Here is a 19,687-nt window from a genome sequence, read left to right on the forward strand (position 1 = left end):
AGGTCGAGGCCATTGCCATCTGATTGGAGTTTGATGACCATGAGTGTGGAAACTCAAAAGGAAACCCTGGGCTTCCAGACCGAGGTGAAGCAACTGCTGCACCTCATGATCCATTCGCTGTATTCCAACAAGGAAATCTTCCTTCGCGAATTGATCTCGAACGCCTCTGACGCTGTCGACAAATTGCGCTTCGAAGCACTGTCCAAGCCTGAGCTGCTGGAAGGTGGCGCCGAGCTGAAAATCCGTGTCAGCTTCGACAAGGACGCCAACACCGTCACTCTCGAAGACAACGGCATTGGCATGAGCCGCGAAGACGCTGTCACCCATTTGGGCACCATCGCCAAATCGGGCACTGCCGATTTCATGAAAAACCTCTCCGGCGATCAGAAAAAGGATTCGCACCTGATCGGTCAGTTCGGCGTTGGTTTCTATTCCGCATTCATCGTTGCCGACAAGGTTGACGTGTTCAGCCGTCGTGCCGGCCTCGCGGCGAGCGAAGGCGTGCACTGGTCGTCCAAAGGTGAAGGCGAGTTCGAAATTGCCACCGTCGAGAAAGCCGACCGTGGTACCCGTATTGTCCTGCACCTGAAATCCGGCGAAGACGAGTTCGCCGATGGCTGGCGTCTGCGCAACATCATCAAAAAGTATTCCGACCACATCGCACTGCCGATCGAGCTGCCGAAAGAAGTCGCCGCTGCTGAAGGTGAGGAGCAACCTGCCGCTGAATGGGAAACCGTTAACCGCGCCAGCGCTCTGTGGACCCGTCCTCGTACTGAAGTGAAAGACGAGGAGTATCAGGAGTTCTACAAGCACGTCGCGCATGACTTCGAGAACCCGCTGAGCTGGAGCCACAACAAGGTCGAAGGCAAGCTGGAATATTCCTCGCTGCTGTATGTGCCGGCCCGCGCTCCGTTCGATTTGTACCAGCGAGAAGCGCCGAAAGGCCTGAAGCTGTATGTCCAGCGCGTTTTCGTCATGGACCAGGCCGAGTCGTTCCTGCCGCTGTACCTGCGCTTCATCAAGGGTGTGGTGGATTCCAACGACCTGTCCCTGAACGTGTCGCGGGAAATCCTGCAGAAAGACCCGATTATCGATTCCATGAAGTCGGCGCTGACCAAGCGCGTTCTCGACATGCTGGAGAAGCTGGCGAAGAACGAGCCAGAGCAATACAAGAGTTTCTGGAAGAACTTCGGCCAGGTCATGAAAGAAGGCCCGGCTGAAGACTTCGCCAACAAAGAGAAAATCGCCGGCCTGCTGCGTTTCGCATCGACCAGCGGTGAGGAAGGCGAGCAAGTCGTAGGTCTGGCCGATTACCTGGCGCGTGCCAAGGAAGGTCAGGACAAGATTTACTACCTCACTGGCGAAACCTACGCGCAGGTTAAAAACAGCCCGCACCTGGAAGTCTTCCGCAAGAAAGGCATCGAAGTGCTGCTGCTGACTGACCGCATCGATGAGTGGCTGATGAGCTACCTCCCCGACTTCGACGGCAAGAGCTTCGTTGACGTGGCGCGCGGTGATCTGGACCTCGGCAACCTTGACTCGGAAGAGGACAAGAAAGCCGCGGAAGAAGTGGCCAAGTCCAAAGAAGGTCTGGTTGAACGTCTGAAAACCGCGCTGGGCGATTCCGTTGCTGAAGTGCGGGTTTCGCACCGTCTGACCGATTCGCCGGCGATCCTCGCGATTGGCGAACAGGACCTGGGCATGCAAATGCGCCAGATTCTCGAAGCCAGCGGGCAGAAGGTTCCAGAGTCGAAGCCGATTTTCGAATTCAACCCGGCTCACCCGCTGATCGAGAAACTCGACAATGAGCAGAGCGAAGAGCGCTTCGGTGACCTCTCGCACATCCTGTTCGATCAGGCAGCCCTGGCGGCCGGCGACAGTTTGAAGGATCCGGCGGCCTACGTGCGCCGTCTTAACAAGCTGCTGGTTGAACTGTCGGTTTAATCGCTACATAAGAAAAAACCCGCTTCGGCGGGTTTTTTTTGACTCCTCGACCCTCTGATCCTTGGCGGGTGATTGCGCAGACGCTGCCCTTCAGGCCTCTTCGCGAGCAGGCTCGCTTCCACAGGGTTCATATGTCATCCACCTACTGCGCATCCGCCGCCAATCCTTGTGGGAGCGAGCCTGCTCGCGAAGGCGTCTTTTAAGCTCAACACACCACTATGGCAACTCGATGCGCTCCGTCTCCCCCGGCACCGTTGGCCAGTCACCGGCTGCCCAGCGCCGCCGCGCTTCATCGATCGCCGCCGGGTCACTGGCGACGAAATTCCAGTTGATCCGCCGTGGACCGTCCAGGGCAGCCCCGCCAAACAGCACGGCGTGGCAGTCGCTTTCGGCGAACAGGCTCAGTTCTTCTCCGGCAGGCAACACCACCAAGGCGTGCGGCTCGATGAGCTCGCCCCCCAGTTGCACTTCACCGCTCAGCACATACAGGGCGCGCTCTTCATGTTCGGCCGGGATCAACAAGGTCGTAGCCGTTTGCAGGTGTAACTCGGCATATAGGGTAGGAGAAAGCACCGGTACCGGCGATTCCAGACAAAATCCTGACCCGGCGATCATCCGAATCCGCACACCCAGGCTATCGCTGACCGGCAAGGTCGCCGCCGGGTGATGGCTGTAGTGCCCGGGGCCCTGTTCACGTTCCCGGGGGGACGCCAGCCACACTTGCAAGCCATGCATTCTGAAACCGCTTTCCTGCAGCGTTTGCGGTGTGCGCTCGACATGGGCAATCGCGCTGCCGGCAGTCATCCAGCTGACATCGCCCGCGTCCACGATTTGATCGGAGCCGAGGCTGTCCTTGTGCTGAAGTTGCCCCTGGAACAGGTAGGTGAGGGTGGACAGCCCGATGTGCGGATGCTGGCGAATATCCATGCCTTTGCCAGCCGGGTAATCGGTTTCGAGCATGTGGTCGAAAAACACGAAGGGCCCGACGCTGCGGCATTTGGCTGACGGCAAAGGACGAAGAATCGGTTGACCTTCGACATCTTCGGCGCGGGGGCGAATCACTAGCAAAGTGTTCATGGTGCTTTCCAGGCTGGGCGGGAGACACAGGGAGCATAACCCGCCGGCCCGGACGTTGCCGCTATTGGCTGAATGCGCCTTCGGACAAATGGGTTTCAATGCTGACGTCAGTGGTGGTCATCAGCTTGTGGATAGGGCAACGGTCGGCCACGCGGTGCAGTTCATCGCGTTGGGCATCAGTGAGCACACCTTTCAAGGTCAGCTTGACATGCAGGGCGTATTTGCCTTTCTGTTCTTCGCTATTGTCGCGCTTGACCTCGACAGTGACGCCGGTCAGCGGGATCTCCTTCTTCTTGGCGTATATCTTCAAGGTCAGTGCCTTGCAGGCGCCCAGCGCGGCATCGAAATAATCGTGCGGTTCCGGCGCCGAGCCTTCGCCGCCCGCGGTGGTGGGCGCATCGGTAAACAGTTCGTGCTCATCGATCTGCACGCTGTGACGAAGACCTTCGGCGGTTACGGTGTTGACGGTGACAGTCATGTGAAACCTCGCAGGATGTAGGGAATTCGATCGACCTGGAACGCGCGCAGTGGCTGTGCGCCCCCGAAGTTATAGAGCATTCTCACGCAAGCGCGTTCCACAAAGCTTGTATCGGTGAACCCTCAACCGCGCGGCGGGGTCTACGCTGTTCCTGACTGTCGGAGATCGCCCGTGCCCCTGATTCGCTCCAGCGTTGCCTGCCTGTTGGCCTTTTGTTGCGCGAATGCTGGCGCCCGCGAATACGCCTACAGCGATGCGCATCTGCATTACGTGGATTTTTTCCAGGAAAGCGCCGGTATGCCGAAATTACTGACGGCGATGAAGGAAAATCGCATCGAGCACGTGATGATTTCCGGCATCCCGGTGGCGAAGAAATGGCACGAAGACGAGCCCAAGCGCCCACGTTATTACGCCGGCGATGACGCCGATGCCTACTGGTACAGTGCGACGGACGTGATTGTCGCTGCGGCGGTGAACAAACTGACGCCTGACCAACGCCCGTACTTTCACCCGTTCCTGTCCGGCTTCAATCCCAACGACAAAAACTCCGCTGCGCATATCCAGCGCATGCTCGATCTCAATCCCGGGCTCTGGCAGGGTATCGGCGAAGTGTTCACCCGGCACGACGACCTGACCGCGCTGACGTCCGGCGATACACCGCGAGCGAATAACGAAGCGATGACGCGCATCTATCACCTCGCTGCCGAGAACGACTTGCCGGTGATGGTGCACTCCAACATCACCTCCAAGCGTGAACGAAATCCGCTGTACCTGGCGGAAATCGAAGAGCCTCTGCGCAATCATCCGCACACCCGGTTTATCTGGGCGCACGCTGGCACCAGTGCGGAGATTCACCGGCACCAGACTCAGCTGGATTTTCTTCTGCCGACGCTGAACCGCATGCTCGAAGCCTATCCCAATCTGTTTATCGACCTGTCTTGGAGCATGCTCACGCCTTACCTGCTGGACGAGCAGGGCGCGCCACGCAAAGAGTGGCTGAGCCTGGTAGAGCGTTTCCCCTACCGCTTCATGCTCGGCTCGGACGTGGTAGGAAGATTCAACAAGCTCGGTAAGGAACTGCACAGTTTCGAGCCGTTTCTTGATGCCTTGCCTGAGGAGATTGCAAGAAAGGTCGCTCGGGATAACTTCCTCGCGGTCCTGCCGCGCACGGTGAGGTGACACGACCCGTTGATCTACCCAACGGCGTGCGGCGGTTGCGGGTCACGCCATCCGGGCCTATGGTCCAAACGAGGTATTACCCGCGACGGCAATGAATTGCCGATCGCAGGTTTCTGTCCATCCAGTGCGGATTCTCCGCAGCGAGGTGACGCCATGCCGAATGATTTACGCCCTGCCGTACTCGAACTGATCGGCAATACGCCGCTGGTCCGGGTCAACCGTTTTGATACCGGGCCGTGCACGCTGTTTCTCAAACTTGAATCGCAAAACCCCGGCGGCTCGATCAAGGATCGCATCGGCCTGGCGATGATCGATGCCGCTGAACGCGACGGTCGCCTGCGTCCGGGCGGCACCATTGTCGAAGCCACGGCTGGCAACACCGGCCTCGGTCTGGCGCTGGTCGGTCGCGCCAAGGGTTATCGGGTAGTGCTGGTGGTGCCGGATAAGATGTCGACTGAAAAGATCCTGCACTTGAAAGCCATGGGTGCGGAGGTGCATATCACCCGATCTGATGTCGGCAAGGGCCATCCCGAGTATTACCAGGATGTGGCGGCGCGCATGGCGAAAGATATTCCCGACTCGTTCTTCGCCGACCAATTCAACAATCCGGCCAACCCGCTGGCCCATGAATGCAGCACCGCGCCGGAAATCTGGGCGCAAACTCAACACGATCTGGATGCCATCGTGGTCGGTGTCGGCTCGGCTGGCACGTTGACCGGGCTCACCCGTTTTTTCAGTCGTGTGCAACCCAATCTGGAAATGGTGCTGGCCGACCCGGTCGGCTCGGTGATGGCCGAATACAGCCGCAGCGGCACTGTCGGAAAACCCGGGTCGTGGGCGGTTGAAGGTATCGGCGAAGACTTCATCCCCTCGATTGCCGACCTGTCCAGCGTGCGCCACGCCTATTCGATCAGCGATGAGGAAAGCTTCGACCATGCCCGCCAGCTGCTGCGCGCCGAAGGCATTCTCGGCGGCTCCTCGACCGGTACCTTGCTGGCGGCGGCGTTGCGTTATTGCCGTGAGCAGACCGAACCGAAGCGGGTGGTGAGTTTCGTCTGCGACACCGGTACGCGCTATCTGTCGAAGGTTTACAACGATCAGTGGATGAACGATCAGGGCCTGCTGCAGTACAAGCGTTATGGAGATTTACGCGATCTGATCGCGCGACGGTTCGAAGACGGTCGGGTGATCAGCGTCGGCCCTGACGATACGTTGCTCACGGCCTTCCAGCGCATGCGTCTGGCGGATGTCTCACAGCTGCCGGTACTGGAAAATGGCGAGCGCCTGGTCGGGGTGATTGACGAATCTGACATTTTGCTTGGCATGCAGGAGGATGCTTCGCACTTTCGCATGAGTGTCGCCAGCGCGATGACCGACAAGGTGCAAACCCTGCCGCCCGACGCCAGTCTGGCGCGGCTGCAGGCTGAACTCGACCGCGGCCTCGTGGCGATCATTGCCGATGCCTCAGGATTTCATGGCCTGATAACCCGGTTTGACCTGCTCAACCATTTACGGAGATCCCTCACATGAGTCAGCATGATGAAACCGGCGCGCCGCGCGCATTTGCCACCCGGGTGATCCACGCCGGACAAGTGCCGGACCCGACCACCGGCGCGCTGATGCCGCCGATCTACGCCAACTCCACGTACCTGCAACAAAGTCCCGGTGTGCACAAGGGGTTTGATTATGGGCGCTCGCATAACCCGACGCGTTTTGCCCTGGAGCGTTGCGTGGCGGACCTGGAGGGCGGAACTCAGGCCTTCGCCTTCGCGTCCGGGCTGGCGGCGATTGCCAATGTGCTGGAACTGCTCGATGCCGGAGCGCACGTGGTGTCGGGCAATGATTTATATGGCGGTACATTTCGTTTGTTCGACAAAGTGCGTAAGCGCAGTGCCGGGCACCGCTTCAGTTTTGTCGATCTGACCGACCTGTCAGCCTTCGAAGCGTCGCTGCAGGACGACACGCGGATGGTCTGGGTCGAGACGCCGAGCAATCCCCTGCTCAGTCTGACTGACCTCGAGGCGGTCGCGCGCATGTGTCGGGATCGCGGGATTATCTGCGTGGCCGACAATACCTTCGCCAGCCCCTGGATCCAGCGACCGCTGGAGCTGGGTTTTGACATCGTCCTGCATTCGACTACCAAGTATCTGAACGGTCACTCCGATGTGATTGGCGGTATTGCTGTGGTTGGGCAGAACGCCGAGTTGGCCGAGCGGCTGGGGTTTTTGCAGAATTCGGTCGGGGCGATTGCCGGGCCTTTTGATGCGTTTCTGACATTGCGTGGGGTGAAGACGCTGGCGCTGCGCATGGAGCGTCATTGCAGTAACGCGCTGGAGTTGGCGCAATGGCTGGAGCGTCAGCCGCAGGTCTCGCGGGTGTATTACCCAGGGTTGGCATCGCATCCGCAGCATGAGCTGGCGCGGCGGCAGATGCGCGGTTTCGGTGGAATGATTTCCATTGATCTGAACAGCGATCTGGCCGGTGCGCGGCGGTTTCTTGAGGCGGTTGAGATTTTTGCGTTGGCGGAGAGTTTGGGTGGGGTGGAGAGTCTGATCGAACATCCGGCGATCATGACGCACGCGAGTATCCCGGCTGAAACGCGGGCGCAGCTGGGGATTGGGGATGGGTTGGTGCGGATGTCGGTGGGGGTTGAGGATGTTGAGGATTTGAGGTTGGATCTGGGACGGGCGTTGGGGCGGATCTGAGTTTTTGGATTGTGGTGTGCATATCCGTTTGTTGTGTCATGGCTGATATCGGTTCCGCTTTTACAGCGGGTTACTTGGAAGAGCGCCAAGTAACCAAGCGCTCTTGCCCCTGGCGTACGGTGGCTCGCTAAGGCTCGCCATACCCTCGCGCCGGTCCTGCCGGCGGGGCAGATCCAAAGCAAAGCAAAGCGGAGCCAGCGGCTCACAGATTTGTCTGCAAGACCCATCAAGCTGCCGCCCCACAGGACCTGTAGCAGCTGGCGAAGCCTGCGTCCGGCTGCGCAGCAGTCGTCGTCGATTCCGAGCATGCGGTTATCTATCAAACCGCGCCGCCTGATTTTGCGACTGCTTCGTCGATCGCGGCCCCGAGCCGGACGCAGGCTTCGCCAGCTGCTACAAAGGTTCTGTTGTGCGTAGGGTGGGCGCAACGCCTGCGAGCCAGGCCGGCTATCAGGCCGCCTCGGCGAACTGTGGCGGTTAGCGTCCCATCGGGAGGCTGAGCGCAGAACCTGCGCTCGGCCTGCCGACGGGGCAGATCAAGATCAAGATCCAAAGCAAAGCAAAGCAGCTCCCAGATTCGTCTGCTAGACCCATTCAGCCCGACGCGCCACAGAACGTGTAGCAGCTGGCGCAGCCTGCGTCCGGCTCGGACCGCGATCGGACGCAGCAGTCGTCGTCGTAGTAGTCGTCGTCGATTCCGAGCATGCGGTTATCTATCAAACCGCGCCGCCTGATTTTACGACTGCTTCGTCCGATCGCGGCCCGAGCCGGACGCAGGCTTCGCCAGCTGCTACAAAGGTTCTGTTGCTGCATAGGTGGGCGCAACGCCTGCGAGCCAGGCCGGCTATCAGGCCGCCTCGGCGAACTGTGGCGGTTAGCGTCCCATCGGGAGGCTGAGCGCAGTACCTGCGCTCGGCCTGCCGACGGGGCAGATCAAGATCAAGATCAAGATCCAAAGCAAAGCAGCTCCCAGATTCGTCTGCTAGACCCATTCAGCCCGACGCGCCACAGAACGTGTAGCAGCTGGCGAAGCCTGCGTCCGGCCCGGGCCGCGATCGGACGCAGCAGTCGTCGTCGTAGTAGTCGTCGTCGATTCCCAGCATGCGGTTATCTATCAAACCGCGCCGCCTGATTTTACGACTGCTTCGTCCGATCGCGGCCCGAGCCGGACGCAGGCTTCGCCAGCTGCTACAAAGGTTCTGTTGTGCGTAGGGTGGGCGCAACGTCTGCGAGCCAGGCCGGCTATCAACTACCCTTAACAGCCTTCCCATTAACAGTCCCATCAAGCAGCATGATGTTGTACTCCTTCCCGTCCGTCTCAACCTGCTGCAGACGAACCAGCAGATAATCCCAATCCTTGGCAAACCACAGCACCGTAATACGCTTGCTCTGGGTCGGATCGCGCACGCGCTCGACCTTGATCGCATCGATCTGGCCAGCTTTGGTATCGACTTTCTCCGGACCCAGCACACGGAAATCGTAAGTATCGATTTCGCCATCATCAACGACCTGATAGCTCATGCTTTTCTTGCCAGCGGCGACATCATGTTGCAGAGCCAGCTGATAAGTGGATTTATCGACCATGCCACGATTCAGCGGGATCTTGACCGCGTCGCCGCGATCGGTACCGGTGACCATCTTGTTGGTCCAGTCGAAATCCAGGTCAGCCTTCTTGGCTTTGCCCAGGCCGCCACGTTCGAAGTGGTAGGACTGAGGCAGCAGAGCGTCCTTGTCCACGGTCAGGGTGCTTTCTTCAGTGAGGCTGGCGATCATCATCGACGCCTTGAAGCTGAGCTTCCAGACACCATTGGCTTCCTTGGTCAGGCTGCGTTCGGCGGTGCCGCTCATCGGCAGCTGTTTCCAGTCGGCGGTGTAGCTGGCGGAGAAGGGTTGAAGGTCTGCCGCCTGCGCAAAAGGCAGGGCGAGCAGGGCGCAAGCGAGGAGCAGGGCGCGACGCATAATATCTCCTAGATTCGAATCAAGTGGCCGCTGGCCGCGAGTAACTCGCCGTCCAGTAAAGCACCCTGCTCACCGAGCGATAAACGACCCTCGGCAAACCAGCGCACAGCCATCGGGTAGATCAGGTGTTCCTGGGTGTGGACTCGCTGCGCCAGACTCTGCGGCGAATCCTGCAACTCTACCGGTATTACTGCCTGTACGACCAGTGGTCCGCCATCGAGTTCCTCGGTGACGAAATGCACGGAGCAGCCATGCTCAGTGTCGCCGGCCTCCAGCGCACGCTGATGAGTGTGTAACCCTTTGTATTTAGGCAGCAACGAGGGGTGGATGTTCATCAGGCGACCCGCGTAATGGCGCACGAAGTCAGCGCTGAGAATGCGCATGAAACCGGCCAGTACCACGAGTCTGGGATTGAAGGCGTCGATCAGTTCGATCAGCGCGGCATCGAAGGCTTCGCGGCCTTCGAACGCCTTGTGATCCAGGGAGCGGGTGTCGATACCCGCGTCCCTGGCGCGTTGCAGGCCGTAAGCATCGGCGCGGTTGGAAATCACCGCGGCGATGCGGACCGGGCTGTCGCCGGTCCGCGTGCTGTCGATCAAGGCCTGCAAGTTACTGCCGGTGCCGGACAACAGCACCACCACATCACAGGTCTGGGACATCAATGAGCCTTGAGGTTCTTCAGCTCGACCTGCGCCGCGCCTTCTGCAGCGGTGGCGATCTGACCGATAACCCATGGCTGCTCACCGGCTTCACGCAGGACGTTCAGCGCCGTCTCGACATGCTCTTGTGCCACGCAGATGACCATGCCGACGCCGCAGTTCAGCACGCGGTGCATTTCGTTCTCGTCGACGTTGCCTTGCTCTTGCAGCCAGTCGAATACGGCCGGACGGGTCCAGCTCGCCACGTCAACCACCGCTTGAGCGCCTTTTGGCAGCACGCGCGGGATGTTGTCCAGCAGGCCGCCACCGGTGATGTGGGCCATGGCTTTGACAGCGCCGGTGTCCTTGATCAGCTTGAGCAGCGGCTTCACGTAGATACGGGTCGGGGCCATCAGCAGGTCGGTCAGCGGTTTGCCGTCGAGCTGGATGTTTTCGATGTCGGCACCGGACACTTCGATGATCTTGCGGATCAGCGAATAGCCGTTGGAGTGCGGGCCGGAAGACGGCAGGGCGAGCAGGGCATCGCCGGCAGCGACTTTCGAACCGTCGATGATTTCGGATTTTTCCACGACACCGACGCAGAAGCCGGCCAGGTCATAGTCTTCGCCTTCGTACATGCCCGGCATTTCAGCGGTTTCGCCACCGACCAGGGAGCAGCCGGACAACTCGCAGCCAGCGCCGATGCCGGTCACGACCTGGGTCGCGGTTTCAACATTGAGCTTGCCGGTGGCGTAGTAGTCGAGGAAGAACAATGGCTCGGCGCCGCACACCACCAGGTCGTTCACGCACATGGCCACCAGGTCGATGCCGATGCTGTCATGCTTGTTCAGGTTCAACGCCAGACGCAGCTTGGTGCCGACACCGTCGGTGCCGGAAACCAGTACGGGCTGCTTGTAGCCGGCCGGGATTTCGCAGAGGGCGCCGAAACCGCCCAGGCCGCCCATGACTTCCGGGCGCGCAGTGCGCTTGGCGACGCTCTTGATGCGTTCGACCAATGCTTCACCGGCGTCGATGTCTACACCGGCGTCCTTGTAGCTCAGGGAGGGTTGCTTGCTCATGATCCAGGCCTTTAGGGGGGATTCAGGGGTAACGACCAGATTCCAGCGGGAACGCCGAAACTGCGCAGGCGAGAGCCTTGCGCGCTGTTCCGACACTGCCCGGCTGTTGCCGGTCTGCGAAGGCGCGCGATTTTATCAGGCTTGAGGGACAGCGGCCATCCTCACGCCGACAGCAGGGACATATCCGCTCAAAAAAGCTCCAGTATGCGAGCAGTTTTGCAATGCTCAACGCGGTATAAGGTGGTGTCATTACCGTCTATCGTTAGGGCAGTGCGAAAACTTAACCGGGACGTGTGAATGTTTTGCGCCGGGCGATGGTCACAGCCTTGCTCGATTGTCTTCACGCGGCCTGTTCCAGCCGCCCTTGTCGTCAGGAATCTTCCATGCGTTTTTCCGGATTGTTGTTTGCAGGATGTTTGTCCCTGATCAGCTTGGCCAGTCAGGCAGAAACCGTTAAAGGCCTTTATCAGGTGCGCGAGCCTGTCAGCAGTCAGGCGCCCGAGGAGCGTACCCAGGCGACCCAGCGTGCGCTGGAAACGCTGGTGATACGCCTGACCGGCGATCCCAAGGCCGTGCAGAATCCGGGCCTGGCGGCGATTCAGAAGGATCCGCAGCAGATCATCAGTCAATATGGCTTTGAAGCCGGGCCGCCGGAGGTGCTGAAAGTCGATTTCGATCCAGCCTCCACCCAGGCGGCCTTGCGGCGCGCCGGCTTGTCACTGTGGGGCGCGAATCGGCCGACGATCCTGAGTTGGTGGTTGAATGAGTCCACCGAAGGCTCGAGCCTGGTGGGCGACGGTCAGGCCAGTGCCGCGCCGCTGCGGCGGGCAGCTCAGCATCGTGGTCTGCCACTGCGCTTGCCGCTGGCTGATCTGAGTGAGCAGTTGGTGGCCACTGCGCCGAATCTGGAGGGCGCAGATCCGGCGCCGTTACGCGATGCATCAGACCGCTACAACGCCGACGCCTTGCTGGCGGTGCATGCCCGCGAGGAGGGCGGTCAATGGCAGGCAAAATGGCAGCTGTGGCTGGGCGACAAAAAGGAGGCCGGCAGTGTCGAGGGCGCGGACCAGGCCGCGCTGGCCGATGCGGTCATGCTGGCCGTCAATCAACGTCTGGCCCCGCGTTTTGTGGTCAAGCCGGGCGCCAGCGGCGAGCAATTGCTGGAAGTGCAGGGCATGAATCTGGAACGTTATGCAGCACTGGGCCGCTTGCTCGAACCCTTTCGCGGGCGCCTGCAAAGTGTCGATGGCGATCGTATTCTTTATCGCGTCAATGGCAGTGCCGAACAGTTGCGAGCCCAGTTATCACTGGCCAAGTTGCAAGAGATGCCCGCCGGTGAAGTTGCTGCGCCGGTCGCACCGGTTCAGCCCGTCGACGGCAGCACGGCTCCCGTCGTAGCGCCGACACCGGTCGTGACTCCGCAATTGCGTTTCCGTTGGTAGATTTTTTTCCTTATATAAAGCAGGAGTTTTACATGGCCGATACGCGGCGTTGGTTTTGGCTCGGTGGGTTGGTCCTGCTTTGCGCATTTTTGTGGCTGTTACATCCGATTCTCACGCCGTTTCTGGTGGCGCTGCTGCTCGCCTACATGTTCGACCCGTTGGTGGATCGTCTGGAAAAGGCCGGCTTGTCCCGCACCTGGTCGGTGGTGGCAGTGTTCGCGCTGATCACGTTGATCTTTACCGCGCTGTTGCTGGTACTGGTGCCTATGCTCGCCAAGCAGTTGATCCGTCTGTACGAGCTGGCGCCACAGATGCTCGATTGGCTGCAGCACAGCGCGCTGCCTTGGGCGCAGTCGAAATTCGGCCTGTCGGACGGTTTCTGGAAGTTCGACAAGCTGAAGGCCGCCATCAGCGAACACATGGGCCAGACCACGGATATCGTCGGGGTGGTGCTCAGTCAGGCGACGGCTTCAGGCCTGGCGCTGATCGGCTGGCTGGCGAACCTGGTGCTGATCCCGGTGGTGGCCTTCTATCTGCTGCGGGACTGGGACCTGATGATGGCCAGGATCCGCAGCCTGTTGCCGCGTGACCGTGAAGAACGCATCGTCACCTTGGCCGGCGAATGTCATGAAGTACTGGGCGCGTTCATACGCGGGCAGCTGCTGGTGATGGTGGCCCTGGGCATCATTTACGCAGCGGGCTTGATGATTGTCGGCCTGGAGCTTGGGCTGTTGATTGGATTGATCGCCGGGCTCGCGGCGATCGTGCCATACATGGGTTTTGTCATCGGCATCGGCGCGGCGTTGGTTGCCGGCCTGTTCCAGTTCGGTGGCGACCTCTATCCAATGATCGGCATCGTTGCAGTGTTCATGGTCGGCCAGGCACTGGAGGGCATGGTGCTCACGCCTTTGCTGGTCGGCGACCGTATCGGTCTGCACCCGGTGGCGGTGATTTTCGCGATACTGGCCGGTGGTGAATTGTTCGGATTCACCGGCGTGTTGCTCGCACTGCCAGTGGCTGCAGTGATTATGGTGCTGGTGCGTCATGTACATGATTTGTACAAGGATTCGGAAATGTACAGCGGTGCCGAGGATCCTGAACTGTAAGCGCGTTTGCTGCGTCAGCGGGCCAGTCTGGTTAACCACCGGGCCGGCCTTGATCGGCCAAGTGGTTCGCATATGCTGTCAATGAAACCGTCACCCAAACGTCACAATTACGCAAACCGTTGATTTTGCTTGGAGTCTGTCGCATTGTGCGGTCCGCTTCACGGGTATAAACTTCGCGAACTTTACACAGAGGCCACTAACGGTTCCTTTGGAACTGTTCAGTCAGCATGAAACCGATTCAGCTGCCCCTAGGTGTGCGTCTGCGTGACGACGCCACCTTTATCAATTACTACCCAGGCGCCAACGCCGCTGCACTCGGCTATGTCGAGCGGCTGTGCGAAGCCGACGCCGGCTGGACAGAGAGTCTGATTTATCTCTGGGGCAAGGACGGAGTAGGGCGGACGCATCTGTTGCAGGCGGCTTGCCTGCGTTTCGAGCAGTTGGGTGAGCCCGCCGTGTATTTGCCCCTGGCCGAGTTGCTGGATCGCGGCATTGGCATCCTCGACAATCTTGAGCAATACGAACTGGTGTGCCTGGATGACTTGCAGGCAGTAGCGGGGCGTGCAGACTGGGAAGAGGCATTGTTCCATCTGTTCAACCGACTCCGCGATAGCGGCCGGCGGCTGCTAATCGCGGCATCGACTTCACCAAGGGAACTGCCGGTGAAGCTGGCAGACCTCAAATCCCGCCTGACCCTGGCGCTGATTTTTCAAATGCGCCCCCTTTCCGACGAAGATAAATTGCGTGCCTTGCAGCTGCGTGCATCCCGTCGCGGGCTGCACCTGACCGACGAAGTGGGTCATTTCATTTTGACCAGAGGGACTCGCAGCATGAGTGCGCTGTTCGAGTTGCTGGAACGGCTGGACCAGGCTTCACTTCAAGCCCAGCGCAAGCTGACCATCCCGTTTCTGAAAGAAACCTTAGGCTGGTAGAGCGCAAATTTTTCGGATTTTCGGCAGTTTTCAGACGTCAAAAAGTCCGCTTTCCTGCCAGTAAAACGCTGCGAATGGTCTGGATGAGGGTTTAGCGCTTAGATGTTAAGCCGGAACCGGGAAGTCACATAAAGTTCGATTGAATTTGCAAATGAGGATGATAGCGGGCATAGTCTCGGCTCTTTTACAACTTTCAGCCACGGTCGTGCCCATGCTAAATCGCTTCGCACCCCTCGTGCCACTCGCACTCGTCAGCCTACTGTTTGGTTGCGCCTCCCACACTCCCGTGGTCGAGCAAGCACCTCAGCAGCAGGTTAGAAACTCCGCTACAGCCCAATCTACTTCGGTACTTTTCCAGCGTGAACTGGATGAGCAGGAGCTCGCGACAGACAAGGAACTGGCCAGCTTCGCCGATGGCAAGTCTTACCAGCTCCCGGTTCTGGCCGACAGCATCCTCGAACGCGGCATGTCCCTGATTGGTACCCGTTACCGCTTCGGCGGCACCTCCGAAGCCGGTTTCGATTGCAGCGGTTTCATCGGCTATCTGTTTCGCGAAGAGGCCGGCATGAATCTGCCGCGCTCAACCCGTGAAATGATCAACGTAGAGGCGCCGCTGGTTACGCGCGGTAATCTCAAGCCGGGTGATCTGCTGTTCTTCGCGACCAACGGTCGTCGCGGTCGTGTCAGTCACGCCGGAATCTACTTGGGTGACAACCAGTTCATTCACTCCAGCAGCAGCCGCAGCGGTGGTGTACGGGTCGATAGCCTGGGTGACAGCTACTGGAGCAAGACTTTCATTGAGGCCAAGCGCGCGCTCGCGATGGCCCCGACTGTTGTCACAGCACGCAAATAAGCGTGTGATATCGCCACTTCGGTGGCGAGAAACGCCTCTCTGCAACGGAGTAGGCGGACACTCTGTAAGGCGAACTTAAAGTCTTACTTGAAGTTTGCCGCGTAACCGCTAGAATCCGATCTATTATTGATGGCAAACCGCCTGTGCCCTGCGCTGGCGGTTTTCTTTTCTGCCATTACGGTGGAAAAAGCCGCAGCCAGATCAGGATGTTCTGCCATGACCACGTCGGCCCGCCTCGCAATCATGATCTTCGCCGCGCTGCTGAGCGCCTGCGCCAGCCGTACACCGCCGCCGCCCGCGCCGGTGATCCGCGCGCCCATCGTCTTCGCCCCTGCCGGGGATTTCTCCCCCGAAGCCCAGGACGTGCTATTCCGGGCGCTGGGCTTGGTCGGCACGCCTTATCGCTGGGGCGGCAACACCCCGGATTCGGGTTTCGATTGCAGCGGGCTGATCGGTTACGTCTACCGTGACGTCACCGGCATCGCCTTGCCGCGGACTACCCGCGAGATGATCAGCATGCAGGCCGCCAGTGTTGGCAAGGAAGGCCTGCAGACCGGCGACCTGATCTTCTTCGCCACCAACGGCGGCTCACAAGTCAGCCACGCCGGGATCTACGTCGGCGAAGGACGCTTTGTGCATGCGCCCGCCACGGGCGGCACGGTGAAGCTCGACAGTTTGTCGAAAGCTTACTGGCAGAAAGCCTACCTCAGCGCCAAGCGCGTCTTGCAACCTGAGCACCTGGCGCGCAACCCTTAACCGGCCGAGGTGGTCATGACCGCTCGCACGCTCAACCTCGACGATTCCCTTTATCAATACCTGCTCGACGTTTCCCTAAGGGAAACGCCGTTGCTCAAGCGTCTGCGCGACGAAACCCAGGCGATGCCCATGGCGCGTTGGCAGGTGGCCCCGGAGCAGGGGCAATTTCTTGCATTGCTGGTGAAACTGATCGGCGCAAAACGTTTACTGGAAGTCGGTACCTTCACCGGCTACAGCGCGCTGTGCATGGCGGCAGCGCTGCCGGAGGACGGCTTGCTGATTTGCTGTGACATGCCCGGTGACTACAACGCCATTGCGCGGCGTTACTGGCACGAAGCCGGAGTGAGCGCCCGCATCGATTTACGCCTCGCACCTGCGCTGCAAACGCTGGCCCAGATCGACCAGCCCGAGCATTTCGACCTCATCTTCATCGACGCCGACAAAGCCAATTACCCGAGTTACCTCGAACACGCGTTGCGCCTGCTGCGCGTTGGCGGGCTGGCGATCTTCGACAACACGCTGTGGAGCGGGAGAGTGCTTGAGGAGAATCCGGAAAGTGCAGATACCCGCGCGATCCAGGCGCTCAATTTGAGCCTGAAGAACGATGCGCGGGTTGATTTGTCACTGTTGCCGTTGGGCGATGGTTTGACGTTGTGTCGTAAGCGATAGAGCACAAAACCCCCAACCAGGTCGGCTATAAGGCCGCCTCGGCGGCTGTGGCGGTTAGCGTCCCGTCGGGAGGCTGAGTGGAGGTTCTGCGCAGTGGGCAACCCGGCATGGATGCCGGGTTAGGCGCGCACGGCCAAGGATGGCCGATCGCGCCGGGCCCACGGAGCAGGACCGGAGCGAAGGCATGGCGAGCTTTAGCGAGCCACCGGACGTCAGGGGCAAGAGCCCTTGGTTACTTGGGGCTTTTCCAAGTGACTCGCCGTAAGGGCGAAACCAATAGCAGCCATCACCGCAGAAACGGATATGTACACCCGCGAAACCTAACCGCCCAAGACACGGCCATCGCTGGCAAGCCAGCTCCTACGGCGGACCGGGTCATTCTGAAGAATCCGGCAAAAATTCAAGTCCGTCTTCGCGAGCAAGCCTTGCTCCCACAGCGCATGGCCATACGGCTTGGGAGCCAAGGGTTACCTAGCCGCCGACACCCGCCAAACCTTATTCCCCACATCATCCGCCACCAACAACCCCCCCTGCTGATCAACCACCACACCCACCGGCCGGCCCATGGCCTTTTCCTCATCATTAAGGAAACCAGTCAGCACATCGACGGGCTGCCCGGTCGGTTTGCCCGCAGAGAACGGCACAAAAATCACCTTATAACCACTGTGCGGCTTACGGTTCCATGAACCATGCTGACCGATGAAAGCGCCTTCCCTGAACTGAGCCGGCAGCTTACTGCCTTCGGCAAACGTCAAACCCAGCGAAGCCGTATGCGGCCCAACCGCATAATCGGGGGCGATCGCCTTCGCCACCAGCTCAGGATTCTGCGGTGTCACCCGCACATCCACATGCTGACCGTAATAGCTATACGGCCAGCCATAGAAGCCACCGTCCTTCACCGAAGTGATGTAGTCGGGGACCAGATCGCTGCCAATTTCGTCACGCTCGTTAACTGCCGTCCACAACGCGCCGCTTTGGGGTTCCCAGGCCAGACCATTCGGATTGCGAATGCCTGAGGCGAAAATCCGGTGGTTGCCCGTGGCCCGGTCGACTTCCCAGATCGCTGCGCGACCCTCTTCCTGATCCATGCCGTTTTCGCCGACGTTGCTGTTCGAGCCCACCGTTACGTACAACTTGCTGCCGTCCTTGCTGGCGATGACGTTTTTGGTCCAGTGATGATTCAGCGTGCCGCCTGGCAAATCGACGACTTTGATCGGCTGCGACTTGATCGCCGTCTCGCCCGCTTCGTAATGGAAACGCAGCAAGCGGTCTGTGTCCGCAACGTACAGGTCAGTGCCAACCAGCGTCATGCCAAAAGGAGAGTTGAGGTTTTCCAGAAACACCGTGCGTGTTTCGGCAACGCCATCGTGATCGGCGTCGCGCAACAGAGAAATGCGATTCGCGCTGGGCACGCCGGCACCGGCACGGCCCATGACTTTCTCGGTGACCCAGCCTTTGATGCCTTTGCTGTCGTCAGGCTTGGGCGGCGCATTCGTTTCGGCCACCAGCACGTCGCCGTTAGGCAGCACGTAGAGCCAGCGCGGATGATCCAGGCCTTCAGCAAACGCCGCCACCTGCGTTCCCGCTGCCGGAACCGGTTTGGCCCCTTCAGGCCAGCCGATCGCGGGCGCGATGTTCACCGTAGGTATCAGGGTCTTGTTCGGTTCCGGCAATTTTGGCGATGGGCCGGTGCCGTCGGACACCTGCAGCGTGGACGTTTCACCACAGGCACCGAGCCCTCCGGCGAATGCGATGACGAGAGCGAGCTGGGGCTTGCGCATGCTGACCTTCCCTATGAATGCAGTGGCTTGATCAGTAGAGAAGCGCAAACCCGCGATGGTTCAACCGATCAGCCGCGCGCTTCCTTGAGCAGCAGAGCGATGCCCGGGTGATAGTTTCCGGCTTCGTTGCGCAACTTGCGGTAGGCGTACGGGAAATACCAGGCGACGGCGCAGGTATGTTCCTTCTGCAAGTCGTCGACCATGTCCTGGAGTTCTTCCGGAGTGGCGCTGTGCTGGGATTTTTGCGGCGCGACGAACAGGCAGCCGAGTTTCAGATCGCTGGCGTAGCTGATTTTCCTCGCGTCGCTGCTGATGTCGGCCAGTGCCTGTGTCAGGTTCAAGTTGTTGACCTTCGGCCAGCGTTGCGAGGCCTGAAGGAAGGCCCGCTCTTCGCTGGTGGCGATCAGCAAGTCGGCGCGAGCGTTGCGTTCACCTTCCTCATTCTGTTTGCGGGTCGGTGTTTGCTGCAGCGTGACCATTTCCGCCATCCATGCGGCGGCTGAGAGCACGCTGAGATTGGCTTTTTCGTCATGCCAGTAAGGCGTTTCATTATCGCCGCGCACAGCGTTGAAACGGTCGATGCAATCGAACCAGCGTTCGAGCGCCGGGCGCAGGAATTCCAGCTTCGGATTGCTGATGATCATGCCTTGCATGTGGCTCACCCTTGTTATTGTAATGTGGCAGATGTGGCTCTTTGATATCACTGCTTGAAGTGTGGCACAAGATCGTCGCCAGCAAATGGATCGACGGCAGTTATTTACCTCGCCGCCTCCCGGCTTCAATTGACGCTCCACCCCCAACCCTCTAACCTTCGCCGCTTGTTTCAGGTGCTCTGTGGCCACGGCCGACAGAGTGAAACAGGGAAACCGGTGAGTGCGTAGATCCAGCTGGCTGTTTCAGCCTCCAATCAGCACAATCCCGGCGCTGCCCCCGCAACGGTAAATGAGTGAACACTGCGTCTTGAGCCACTGAGTCGATTGTCGGCATGGGAAGGCGCGCAGTCAGGCGCAAGCCGCTCATGAGCCCGGAGACCGGCCTGATTCATCCAACGGCATCACGGTGGGCGATGCCAGGCTTTTGCCGTCTATT

General features: G+C 59.8%; 17 protein-coding genes and 1 riboswitch. Of the genes, 10 read left to right on the forward strand and 7 right to left on the reverse strand.

Translation table 11 applies throughout. The features are described 5' to 3' along the window. Positions 1-39: 39 nt before the first annotated feature. Positions 40-1,944: a molecular chaperone HtpG gene (htpG, locus tag F8N12_RS18025; RefSeq protein WP_150581674.1), complete on the forward strand. Its 1,905-nt coding sequence runs from the start codon at positions 40-42 to the stop codon at positions 1,942-1,944. 216 nt (positions 1,945-2,160) lie between these two features. On the opposite strand, the gene F8N12_RS18030 is transcribed toward htpG, so the two are convergent. Both F8N12_RS18030 and F8N12_RS18035 read right to left on the reverse strand, forming a co-directional pair. Next, positions 2,161-3,021 (reverse strand): pirin family protein, encoded by an 861-nt coding sequence (locus F8N12_RS18030; RefSeq protein WP_150581675.1) that lies wholly within the window; start codon positions 3,019-3,021, stop codon positions 2,161-2,163. A 61-nt stretch (positions 3,022-3,082) separates the two neighbouring features. After that, the gene (locus F8N12_RS18035) at positions 3,083-3,499 is read right to left on the reverse strand and encodes an OsmC family protein (RefSeq protein ID WP_150581676.1); all 417 of its coding nucleotides are present in this window, start codon (positions 3,497-3,499) and stop codon (positions 3,083-3,085) included. Between the two features lie 171 nt (positions 3,500-3,670). Here F8N12_RS18035 and F8N12_RS18040 point away from each other — a divergent pair, with 171 nt between their 5' ends. From F8N12_RS18040 to F8N12_RS18050, 3 genes are all read left to right on the forward strand, one after another. Beyond that, a complete protein-coding gene (locus tag F8N12_RS18040; protein WP_150581677.1) occupies positions 3,671-4,678 on the forward strand; it encodes an amidohydrolase family protein in 1,008 nt (335 codons plus the stop codon). Positions 4,679-4,831: 153 nt separating this feature from the next. Next, a complete protein-coding gene (locus F8N12_RS18045; RefSeq protein ID WP_150581678.1) occupies positions 4,832-6,208 on the forward strand; it encodes a pyridoxal-phosphate dependent enzyme in 1,377 nt (458 codons plus the stop codon). Beyond that, positions 6,205-7,383: a cystathionine gamma-synthase gene (locus F8N12_RS18050; RefSeq protein ID WP_150581679.1), complete on the forward strand. Its 1,179-nt coding sequence runs from the start codon at positions 6,205-6,207 to the stop codon at positions 7,381-7,383. The genes F8N12_RS18045 and F8N12_RS18050 overlap by 4 nt, the downstream gene beginning before the upstream one ends. Positions 7,384-8,628: 1,245 nt before the next feature. Here F8N12_RS18050 and F8N12_RS18055 read toward each other — a convergent pair. From F8N12_RS18055 to purM, 3 genes are read right to left on the reverse strand one after another with little or no spacing between them, the layout of a single operon-like run. Further along, a complete protein-coding gene (locus tag F8N12_RS18055; RefSeq protein ID WP_150581680.1) occupies positions 8,629-9,342 on the reverse strand; it encodes a DUF3108 domain-containing protein in 714 nt (237 codons plus the stop codon). Between the two features lie 8 nt (positions 9,343-9,350). Further along, the gene (purN, locus tag F8N12_RS18060; protein WP_150581681.1) at positions 9,351-10,001 is read right to left on the reverse strand and encodes a phosphoribosylglycinamide formyltransferase; all 651 of its coding nucleotides are present in this window, start codon (positions 9,999-10,001) and stop codon (positions 9,351-9,353) included. Beyond that, positions 10,001-11,059: a phosphoribosylformylglycinamidine cyclo-ligase gene (gene purM, locus F8N12_RS18065; RefSeq protein WP_150581682.1), complete on the reverse strand. Its 1,059-nt coding sequence runs from the start codon at positions 11,057-11,059 to the stop codon at positions 10,001-10,003. The genes purN and purM overlap by 1 nt, the downstream gene beginning before the upstream one ends. A 383-nt stretch (positions 11,060-11,442) precedes the next feature. Here purM and F8N12_RS18070 point away from each other — a divergent pair, with 383 nt between their 5' ends. The 6 genes from F8N12_RS18070 (at position 11,443) to F8N12_RS18095 (ending at position 16,817) form a co-directional block, all read left to right on the forward strand. Further along, positions 11,443-12,501, forward strand: a complete 1,059-nt coding sequence (locus F8N12_RS18070; RefSeq protein WP_150581683.1) for a DUF2066 domain-containing protein — start codon at positions 11,443-11,445, stop codon at positions 12,499-12,501. A gap of 32 nt (positions 12,502-12,533) precedes the next feature. Further along, a complete protein-coding gene (locus F8N12_RS18075; protein WP_150581684.1) occupies positions 12,534-13,607 on the forward strand; it encodes an AI-2E family transporter in 1,074 nt (357 codons plus the stop codon). A 227-nt stretch (positions 13,608-13,834) separates the two neighbouring features. Further along, entirely contained in the window at positions 13,835-14,539 is a 705-nt protein-coding gene (hda, locus tag F8N12_RS18080; RefSeq protein WP_150581685.1) for a DnaA regulatory inactivator Hda, read from the forward strand. Positions 14,540-14,750: 211 nt separating this feature from the next. Further along, positions 14,751-15,392, forward strand: a complete 642-nt coding sequence (locus tag F8N12_RS18085; protein WP_150581686.1) for a C40 family peptidase — start codon at positions 14,751-14,753, stop codon at positions 15,390-15,392. Between the two features lie 216 nt (positions 15,393-15,608). Further along, positions 15,609-16,148: a C40 family peptidase gene (locus tag F8N12_RS18090; protein ID WP_150581687.1), complete on the forward strand. Its 540-nt coding sequence runs from the start codon at positions 15,609-15,611 to the stop codon at positions 16,146-16,148. Positions 16,149-16,163: 15 nt separating this feature from the next. Beyond that, positions 16,164-16,817 (forward strand): O-methyltransferase, encoded by a 654-nt coding sequence (locus F8N12_RS18095; RefSeq protein ID WP_150581688.1) that lies wholly within the window; start codon positions 16,164-16,166, stop codon positions 16,815-16,817. A gap of 467 nt (positions 16,818-17,284) precedes the next feature. Here F8N12_RS18095 and F8N12_RS18100 read toward each other — a convergent pair whose 3' ends face one another. Beyond that, positions 17,285-18,598, reverse strand: coding sequence for a PQQ-dependent sugar dehydrogenase (locus F8N12_RS18100; protein ID WP_150581689.1), 1,314 nt, complete (start codon positions 18,596-18,598; stop codon positions 17,285-17,287). A 68-nt stretch (positions 18,599-18,666) separates the two neighbouring features. Further along, positions 18,667-19,251, reverse strand: coding sequence for a hypothetical protein (locus F8N12_RS18105; RefSeq protein WP_150581690.1), 585 nt, complete (start codon positions 19,249-19,251; stop codon positions 18,667-18,669). A gap of 155 nt (positions 19,252-19,406) precedes the next feature. Continuing rightward, positions 19,407-19,653, forward strand: a riboswitch (cobalamin riboswitch). Positions 19,654-19,687: the final 34 nt, after the last annotated feature.

Source organism: Pseudomonas fluorescens (genome assembly GCF_902497625.1).
Taxonomy (GTDB): domain Bacteria; phylum Pseudomonadota; class Gammaproteobacteria; order Pseudomonadales; family Pseudomonadaceae; genus Aquipseudomonas; species Aquipseudomonas fluorescens_BQ.